Below are 9,777 nucleotides of genomic sequence, written 5' to 3' on the forward strand. Positions count from 1 at the left end.
AAAAAAAGGCGAGTTGCCCCGCCTTAAATGTTTTCACAACGGAATAATCCTTATTGTAAATTGCCTCCAATGGCGCAAAGATACAATAAAAAAAATAATTTGCAAAATTAATTGTGAATTATCAATTCAAAATAAACACAAACATCACACATTTAACTGATTATCAAATCACTAAAAACAAGCAGTTGTATTTAAAATTTTAGAAAAAAGGGTCATGAATGGATGGTTCTTGCAATATTATCATCAAAAATCATATAGTTACAATCTAAATTGTATTCAAATATTAAATTAAAACTTGCTTATTAGAACATTTACTACTAGCAAAGCGATTAAAACAACAAGAACCGAATTTATATTAACCACAATAATAAATGGTGGTTAATTTTTTTCCAATTGTATTATTATTAAGTAAAGGCAAATAAATGAATTAATTTAAAATTTTTATATTTTATACGTAATTATTTTGTTAAAAAAGAAAAGATAAACTTTTATTTTAACTGTTTTAATAAATTTTTAATCTTCTATCAGCTTTATAATGAATAAATATATCTCGAAACAATTCGGTATATATCAAAAAAATCTGTAACTTTGTACTTGAAAAACCAACAAAACTTAAATATGAGAATAAAAATTTTACTACAGTTTATTTTTGTGTTTTTAGGAATGAGTCCTATGGTAGCACAAACATTATCTGTCAAAGGAGTTGTAACTGATGGTGGAGGCGTCCCTTTACCAGGGGCTAGTGTCGTAATTAAAGGCACTTCCAAAGGTGTCGCAACAGATTTTGACGGCAATTACGAAATACAAGCCAAGAATGGCGATGTTTTAGAATTTTCTTCAATAGGATTTACCTCACAAACAAAAAAAATAGTTACTACGGGGGGGGGTAAAACACTGATTATCAACACATCTCTTATTGAAGAAGCCAGTCAAATCGAAGAGGTTGTTGTGACAGGGTATGGAGGTATTCAGAAAAAAGCTAGTATTGTTGGCTCAATTCAAACAATCAGCCCGTCCGATTTAAAGGTACCTTCCGCTAATTTATCTACCGGATTTGCTGGGCGTATGGCAGGGGTTATTGCTTTTCAACGAGGAGGACAACCCGGCGCTGATGGTGCTAATTTCTACATACGTGGTATTGCTACAATGAGTGGTGTAACCAGTCCACTTATTATTGTTGACGGGGTTCAGGTTTCAGCGAGTGATTTGAATGCCCTTGCTCCTGAGGTAATTGATAGTTTTACCATTTTAAAAGACGCTACGGCAACCGCTATCTATGGGTCGAGAGGAGCTAACGGAGTAATGATTGTTACTACGAAATCGGGAGCTAATTTAGATAAACCGATTATAAACTTCCGTGTAGAGGGAACGATGTCGCAACCTACCACACTTCCTAAAATGGCTGATGGACCTACCTATATGAGATTGTACAATGAAGCTGCAAATAATCTCAGTTCGGGGGCTTTTCGATATACACAAGATCAAATACGCGGAACGGAACAAAACCTAAATCCGTATGTGTATCCCAATGTAAATTGGTATGATGAAATTTTCAAAAACCGCTCTTTCGGACAAAGAGTAAACTTCAATATTCGTGGTGGAGGTAAAAAATTAGATTACTTTATGAGTATCAATGCCACTCACGATGATGGAATGGTTAAAGGATTGAGCAAAGAATATTTTTCATTTGATAATAATATTAGTTTGAAAAAATATACTTTCCAAAATAATATTAATGCCCGATTAACAGAAAGCAGTAAAATTTCCTTACGTTTAAACGCTCAATTACACGATTACCGAGGTCCCATCACTAATTCAGGAAATAAGGGACAGATAAGCATTAATGAGCTATTCGGAAAGGTTGTTGAACTACCTTCGGTAGATCACCCTATCAAATTTCCTGCCAAAGAGGGTGATGAACACGTAAGATGGGGAACGAATAGTGAACGATATGTCAAAAAGAACCCAATTGCTGAATTAGTAAGTTCATATAAAGATAACTTCCAAAACACGGTAATTGCCAATTTGGAGTATGACCAAAAGTTAGATGTCCTTACACAAGGATTGCGTTTCAACGCCTTGGCATCATTTAAAAACTGGTCATCATCTTCTGTTTACAGAACAGCGCCTTACAATATGTATCTTCTAAATGGTTTTACGCTAACACCCAATGGAGAATATGATTTAGATTTGGGGTTGGTAGGAACCAATCCTGAAAACATAGTATTAACCTCATCAGCGGGTACTTCCGGAGATAGAAAAATTTATTTGCAAGGAATGTTCGATTATGCACGTACTTTCGGAGGAGTTCACGCAATCAATGCAATGGCAGTATATAACCAAGAACAATATGATTTGAATAATATTCACGCAGATAGTTCTTTCAAAATTTTGGTAAACTCTTTGCCTAAGCGTAAACAGACCATAGCAGGACGAATTTCGTACGCTTATGACAATCGATATATGATAGAGGTAAATGCCGGATACAATGGTTCTGAAAACTTTGCTCCGGGTAAACGTTGGGGTTTTTTCCCGTCAGTAGCCGTTGGATATAATTTAAGTGAAGAACCTTTCTTTGCCGAACTCAAAGATATTGTTCAAGTATTTAAAATACGAAACTCTTGGGGGCTAGTAGGTAATGACCAAATTTCCAATAATCGTTTCCTTTATCTTTCAAGTATTGATTTAGGCTCTAATGACAGAAAATTTAGAACCGGAGTTGAACAAGATTATGAACTAAAAGGTCCTAAATACAATCGTTTTCAAAACAATGACCTTACTTGGGAGGTTGGTGAAAAATTGAATTTTGGTATCGATTTAAGATTATGGAACAGCCTTGATTTTCATTTTGATATGTTCCGTGAACATCGTCGTAATATATTTGAAAAACGAGGAACAATTGCTAAATATTTGGGTTCTGACGGAACTGATGTGTATGCAAACTCCGGAGAGGTTATCAATCAAGGGGTGGATCTATCAGTTAATTACGATAAAACTATCGGAAAAGATTTCAACTTGTCATTAAAAGGAACCTTTACGTATGCCCACAACCGCATCGTAAAAACGGATTTAAAATTTGTTGATTACCCTAATTTGTCAAAAGTTGGGCACAGTATAGGAATGCCGGGGATAACCAAAAATGGAATTGATTACGGGGTGCTGATTAGCGAGGGATTATTCATCGACCAAGCAGAAGTACAAAATCGTGCACAACAGAAAATTAGTAGTAACGTAGCCGCCGGTGACCTGAAATATAGAGACATTCCTAACAAAGATGGCGTAGTTGACGGACAGATTGATGATAATGACCGTGTTTGGACAGGATATCCTACAACGCCTGAAATTATATATGGTTTAGGTATAAATGCTTCTTATAAGGGTTGGGATGCAGGAATATTTTTCCAAGGGGCTGCAAATACTTCGTTATTGATGAGTAATTTACATCCTTTCGGAACAAACAACTCTCGAAATATATTCCAGTGGATAGCCGATTCACATTGGAGTCCTGACAACCAAAATTTAAATGCGGCTTACCCTCGTTTGACAAAAGATGACCACGCAAATAATACCACGGCTTCAACGTTTTGGGTGCGAGATGCCTCTTTCTTAAAACTAAAAACGGTTGAGGTAGGGTACACCTACAAAAATATGCGTTTATTTGTAACGGGCTCTAACCTACTTACTTTCAGTAGTTTCAAACTTTGGGATCCGGAGCAAGGAGGTGGTAACGGACTTAAATATCCTACCCAACGTGTATTTACCCTTGGTTTCCAAATGACAATTAACAATAAATAAGATTTAGTATGAAAAAAATAATATATACACTCGGAACTGCATTATTGCTATCGGTTACCTCTTCGTGTAATTTTTTAGATGTTGTTCCTGACGAAGCAGCTACTGAACAACAAGCATTTGCAACGGCGCGTGCGGCAGAGCAGTATTTATACTCTTGTTATTCTTTTATGCCCAATCCTCGTGCGGGAGTGCCAAGTTCACTTGATGCTTTCACGGGTGATGAGGTAATTACAGCTTTCGAACACGAAACTTTTGCAAAATTTCCCAAAGGAAACTTTACAGCTTCTGATCCGGTAATTTCTTATTGGAATACGCTATTTGGTGGTATTAAGCAATGTTACATATTAAAGAATAATATAGATAAAGTGCCTAACTTGGAACCAAGCAAAAAAGAAGATTATAGAGCACAAGCTGACTTTTTGATTGCTTATTTCCATTATTTGCAACTTCGTTGTTACGGACCTATTATCTTGGTAAAAGAAGAACCTAAAATTGACACGCCTGCCGAGTTATATTTAGGAAGAACCCCGCTTGACGAATCAGTGGAGTGGGTAGCGGCCTTGTTTGACAATGCAGCAGGAAGATTACCTGCCAGAAGAGAAGGAACAAGTTTTGGTTTGGCAACATCAGTGGCAGCCAAAGCCTTGAAAGCCCGATTATATTTATTAGCGGCCTCTCCTCTTTTCAATGGAAATCCGGATTATGCAGGTTTCAAAAATTTGGACGGGGCATCAATGATTCCTACAAATTTTGATGCTAATAAATGGACAAAGGCAAAAATTGCTTACAAAGAAGCTATTGATTTGGCAGAAGCAAACGGATATCGTTTGTACGCCACAACCGATACGGCAGACCCTTCACAACAAGAGCCTACTAACCCAACAGAGCGTGTGTTGCGTTTTAACATTACTGACAAATTTAGTAAAGAAACTATTTGGGCTGATACACGTCAAGAGGGACCTTATGAATTGCAAAACAAAGCGCGCCCACACTGGGAAGGACGCACTTGGAATGGAGTTGCACCTACTTTGACAATGTTAGATCGTTTCTACACCAAAAATGGATTACCTTTGCAGGAAGACACCAACTTGGGATATTCTTATTCAGAACGCTTCAATGTGGTAGATATTCCGGCGGGAACAGCCTATGCCGAACCGGGGCAAAAAACATCTCAAATGAATATGGATAGAGAACCTCGTTACTATGCTTGGATTTCTTTCCATAACGGATACTACGAAACCAAAGGAACGGCAACCGACAATAACGCAAACAAAGAGGCTTACCAAGACCGTTTTAAAAGAGGAACTGATAAAGCCAAAATTTTGACTCAGTTTATGAAAAACGATAATTGTGGTAAAAAAGGACGTGTTAATAATTATTCTCCTTCGGGATTTTTGGTAAAAAAAGGTGTAATGCCTAAACTTACCCAAAACGCTAACAATTCAGGCTTGCAACACTATCCTTGGCCTGTAATTCGTTTAACAGAGTTATATTTGGGGTATGCAGAGGCTTGTATAGAGTCAGGTGATTTGGCTGAGGCTAAAAGATACATTGATCCTATACGAACACGTGCGGGCATTCCTACCGTAGATGCAGCTTGGGCTACTATAAGTGTAGTTCCTGACCAAACAAAAATGAGAGAAATTATTCGTCAAGAACGACAAATAGAGTTGTTTTTAGAAAATCAAAACTTCTGGGATATGCGTCGTTGGAAATTGGCAGGGCATTATTTCAATGTTTTACCTCGCGGATTGAATGTTGAAGCTACTTCAATTGAGGCTTTTTCAAAAGAAACTGAGTTATCAACCATCATTCGTAAGTTTGAGTCGCCTACACACTATTTATTGCCAATTCCACAAGGGGAAGTTCAGGTTAATAGAAAATTAGTTCAAAATCCTGGTTATTAATTTTTAATATATTATCGTGATGAGAAGATTATATACATTATTGACTATTATGCTCGTTGCTTCTTTAACGCTGGTTGCGTGTAAGAAAGATGAGCCAAAGATAAATCCTTCGGGAATTAAAAATTTACAATCCGAAGAACTGCCCGGACAAATTAAAATCACTTGGGAAAAGGAAGAACCTGTTACCTTTGAACATTTGAGATTCACTTACTTCGATAAACTTACTAAAAAAGAAGTATTACGTTTGGCAAGTATTTACAGTAATGAAATTATCATACCTAACACTCGAAAAAAATACGGAGAGTATGAGTTTAAAATTCAACCTGTAAGTGCTACCGGTACCGAGGGGCAAGTTTATACTTTCAAAGCAACTTCCGGTGCCGCTCCTGCCACATATCAACTGACAGAAGGAGATGATGCTGTTAAAGTAAATTTGAGTGTCGATATGTTGGAAACCAACGCACAAGAGCCTAGTGAAGGTCATATCGCCAATTTGATTGATGGAAATAATTATACATATTTCCACACAAAATGGTCTGGCTCACCAATTAATGCCCAACATTACTTTCAAATAAATTTAACCGAATCTTTGCAGGGCTTTAAGTTTAATATTTCAACAAGACATAACGGTAACGGTAGCGGAGATGTTAAACGAATGAAAGTTGAGGCAAGTAACGACGGAGAAACTTGGGTAGAAGTAGGTATTCAAACTTATGACTTGGCATCAAGAGCGGCAGATGACAGACGTAGAACATTCAACGGAAATCCTATTTTGATGAATGCAAAATATTCAAAACTGCGTTTTACACCATTAGCTCGCAGAAATGCTGACCCACTAAACAAGAGCTTTTTTGATATGGGAGAGTTCAGTTTGTTTAATGAACCCGTATTGATTACTGATCCGGAAGCCCCAGCCGAGGGAGACTAATGTTCTTGTTTGAGCAATATTTCTTTTAAGAACAACTTAGTAAATATGTAAATGATAGACTTGCTATAACGTTTCAAAACATCTTTTTAATGCTTTTTTAACCGTATAGCAAGTCTTTTTTAATAAAGAAAGTGTATGAAAAAAAAACAGCTGCTTAAAATGATTATGTTTTTTGTTGTGGTAGTATTTACCGCAATAAATTGTAAAAAAGAAGTTCAAGAGGAACCTTTTTTGCGAGTTGAAAATGTCAATTTTGGAAAAGAAGCTACTTCACGAAAGGTGATTGTAGAAACCAATGTTCAAAATTGGACGGTTACTGCCCCTACGGAAATGTGGTTGGAAGTAAAAAAAGAAGGTAATGGCATAAAGGTGAGTGTTTCCGAAAATAAAGATCTCACTCGGAGTGCCAAATTTGTTGTTCAAGGCGGCGGACTATCCAAAGAAGTAAAAGTCACCCAAATAGGAGCAGCGCCTGATATAGCTATTGATAAAGACAATTTCAAGGTAGAGAAAATCGCCAATGATATTACAATAATTATCACAGCTAATGTGTCGTATGAAATAACACTTCCTGATTGGATAACCAAAAAAGGTGAGGAAGTTTCAGGGCATACAACAAAATATATTTTCAGTATTGCTAAAAATGAAAGCGATAAGGACAGAAACGGAAAGATTGAGTTGCTTTCCAAAGGAGTAAATCCCGTAATTAGTAAAACAATACAAATCGTACAAAAAGGGCAATATACAAATGATAATGTTTCCGCCATTGAAGGTGATATCAAACTAAAAATAGCCAGTGGTTCAGCTAGTTCTTCCCATCAAGGAGAAGATATTGAAAAATCGTTTGATGGAGATATGTCCACAATCTATCACTCGCATTGGACTAATACCGGAACGAATTACTTCCCAATTACCCTCGAATATGTGTTAGAAAACGCTCAAAATGTCGATTATATGATGTATTATCCACGTACCGAAGGTTCCAATGGACATTTTAAAGAAGTGGAAATACACGTAAAAACAGAAGGTAGCGCTGATTACACAAAAATTAAAGATTTTGACTTTCGAGGTAACGGAAAAGTAACTCGTGTTACATTTAATCCAATCTCTAATGCCAAATCGTTTAAATTGGTAATCAAATCGGGAATAGGTCATCAAGAGCCTGGCTTTGCCGCAGCTGCCGAAATTGAGTTTTACAGAAAAAATACTGAAAATTTTGACCCCTCGGCAATTTTTACTGACATAACTTGTTCTGAATTAAAAGCGGGCATCACCGATGGGCAAATCCAAAATATTAGCAATCCATTCTATAAGGACATAGCTCAATATATGAAATTGGGGCAATATCCCTCTGAATTCCGTATTCAAGAATATCGTGCTTGGCCCAACCCAGATGAGTACCGCGACAGATATCGTATGCAGTATTCGTACAGTAATTTGGATAACCCCACAGGAATGAGTGCTATCGAAGGCGAAGATTTGGTCGTTTTTGTTGGGCCAACACAAGGCAGACAAATCCAGATTAAAATACAAAATTTAAATAAACCCGGTGGTGATGGCTTTAACGAAGCTTCGTATCATCCGCTGTATGAAGGTGTTAATAAATTCAAAGCTGGAAAATCCGGATTGATTTACTTGCAATACCAAACTACTGATTATCAAAATGCTCCAAAAATCAAAGTGCATTTTGCCACCGGCAAAGTAAACGGCTATTTCGATAAAACTAAACACAATGCCGCTGATTGGAATCGTTTAATCAACGCTGCTACCAACACTTATTTTGACGTAATTGGAGAAAAAGCGCATCTTTGTTTTCCGGTAGAAAGCTACAAAACCCATACCGGTTCAAGAGGAAAAGATCTTATCGACCAGTTTGATAAGCTTCTTGGACAAACTCACAAATTTATGGGGCTTACCAAAGAAAGAAATAAGGAACTTCCTAATAGATCTTATTTCCAAGTAATGTACACCAGTTTTATGTATTGCACAGCTTACCGTACTTCTTATAACGTTGGCACGATGGAAACACTTTGTAATCCTGATAAAATGGGTGCAGCAACCGATAAAACGCAAACATCTATTTGGGGTCCAGCCCACGAAATTGGACACGCGCATCAGGTAAAACCTACTTTTATGTGGATTGGTATGACCGAATGCACGGTGAATATGAATTCAATGAATATTCAAACCGCTTGGGAAATCCCTACCCGTTTGGAAACCGAATCAATGCAAGGGGAAGGAGGATACAACAACCGCTACGAAAAGGCTTACAACATAGGGATTGTTCCTAAAAAAGCCTTTGGTGATATAGGTGACGTATTCTGTAATTTAGTCCCTTTTTGGCAGTTGAATTTGTATTTTTCAAAAGCTAAAAACGACCCTGAGTTTTCTGTAAAATTATACGATAAGGTTCGTGAAGTTCCTGTGCAAAATCCTATCAATGATGGTAAGTGTCAGGTAGATTTCACCAAAATCATTTCCGAATTAACAGGAACTGATTTGACTTCATTCTTTGAAAAATGGGGATTTTATGTGCCGATAAACAAACAAATACACGATTATGATAGGAGAAATCTTATAGTAACAGATGCGTATGCCGGTCAAATTAAAAACGAAATTACGGCTTTAAAATTGCTTGAAATTACGGATAAAATAGAATATATTTGTGATAGCAACTGGACATATTTCAGAGATCAATCCCCAGTAGTGAAAGGAAATGCCACTAAAAACGGTAGCCGAGTGACTACTACGGGTTATCAGAATGTAGTTGCCTACGAGGTGTATGAAGGCAATGAATTGATTTACGTTTCTAATAAAAATTCGTTTGATATAAAACGCTCCTTCGGTGCTGACACTCGTGTTTATGCCATTGCTTACAATGGAGAACGAACAGAGGTTACGTTTTAATAAGTTTTTCATATACAAAAAAAGAAGATTATCTCAGTAGATAATCTTCTTTTTTCTTCCGATTGTCTTATCCTGAAATAGCGATACAAAAAAATTATATATCCTTAATCATTTATAAGCGATAATATTCGCCAAAACCAATCTGTCAAACAAATGCTCTCCAAAATATCGATGATTCAGCTTGTAAACAAATTCATCTATAGCTAACCCATTATAATCTGTCTATTTTTTATATCTTTG

4 protein-coding genes are annotated in these 9,777 nt (G+C 36.7%); all 4 read left to right on the forward strand.

Features of this window, described 5'->3' with window-relative positions:
* The first annotated feature begins 618 nt into the window (after positions 1-618).
* The 4 genes from Q4D72_RS07170 to Q4D72_RS07185 all read left to right on the forward strand — a co-directional run bounded on the left by Q4D72_RS07170 (position 619) and on the right by Q4D72_RS07185 (position 9,537).
* Positions 619-3,795 (forward strand): TonB-dependent receptor, encoded by a 3,177-nt coding sequence (locus Q4D72_RS07170; RefSeq protein ID WP_303077056.1) that lies wholly within the window; start codon positions 619-621, stop codon positions 3,793-3,795.
* Between the two features lie 8 nt (positions 3,796-3,803).
* Positions 3,804-5,702, forward strand: a complete 1,899-nt coding sequence (locus Q4D72_RS07175; RefSeq protein ID WP_303077057.1) for a RagB/SusD family nutrient uptake outer membrane protein — start codon at positions 3,804-3,806, stop codon at positions 5,700-5,702.
* A gap of 49 nt (positions 5,703-5,751) precedes the next feature.
* Positions 5,752-6,630: a discoidin domain-containing protein gene (locus tag Q4D72_RS07180; RefSeq protein ID WP_303077059.1), complete on the forward strand. Its 879-nt coding sequence runs from the start codon at positions 5,752-5,754 to the stop codon at positions 6,628-6,630.
* A gap of 135 nt (positions 6,631-6,765) precedes the next feature.
* Positions 6,766-9,537 (forward strand): M60 family metallopeptidase, encoded by a 2,772-nt coding sequence (locus tag Q4D72_RS07185; RefSeq protein WP_303077060.1) that lies wholly within the window; start codon positions 6,766-6,768, stop codon positions 9,535-9,537.
* The last annotated feature ends 240 nt before the right edge of the window (positions 9,538-9,777 follow it).

The sequence above is a fragment of the Capnocytophaga sp. genome, assembly GCF_030532915.1.
In the GTDB taxonomy this organism is placed as follows: domain Bacteria; phylum Bacteroidota; class Bacteroidia; order Flavobacteriales; family Flavobacteriaceae; genus Capnocytophaga.

Bases quoted from the DNA above. Each gene is read 5' to 3' on its own strand.
- Q4D72_RS07170 (WP_303077056.1), top strand. From the start codon at position 619: ATGAGAATAAAAATTTTACTACAGTTTATTTTTGTGTTTTTAGGAATG.
- Q4D72_RS07175 (WP_303077057.1), top strand. From the start codon at position 3,804: ATGAAAAAAATAATATATACACTCGGAACTGCATTATTGCTATCGGTT.
- Q4D72_RS07180 (WP_303077059.1), top strand. From the start codon at position 5,752: ATGCTCGTTGCTTCTTTAACGCTGGTTGCGTGTAAGAAAGATGAGCCA.
- Q4D72_RS07185 (WP_303077060.1), top strand. From the start codon at position 6,766: ATGAAAAAAAAACAGCTGCTTAAAATGATTATGTTTTTTGTTGTGGTA.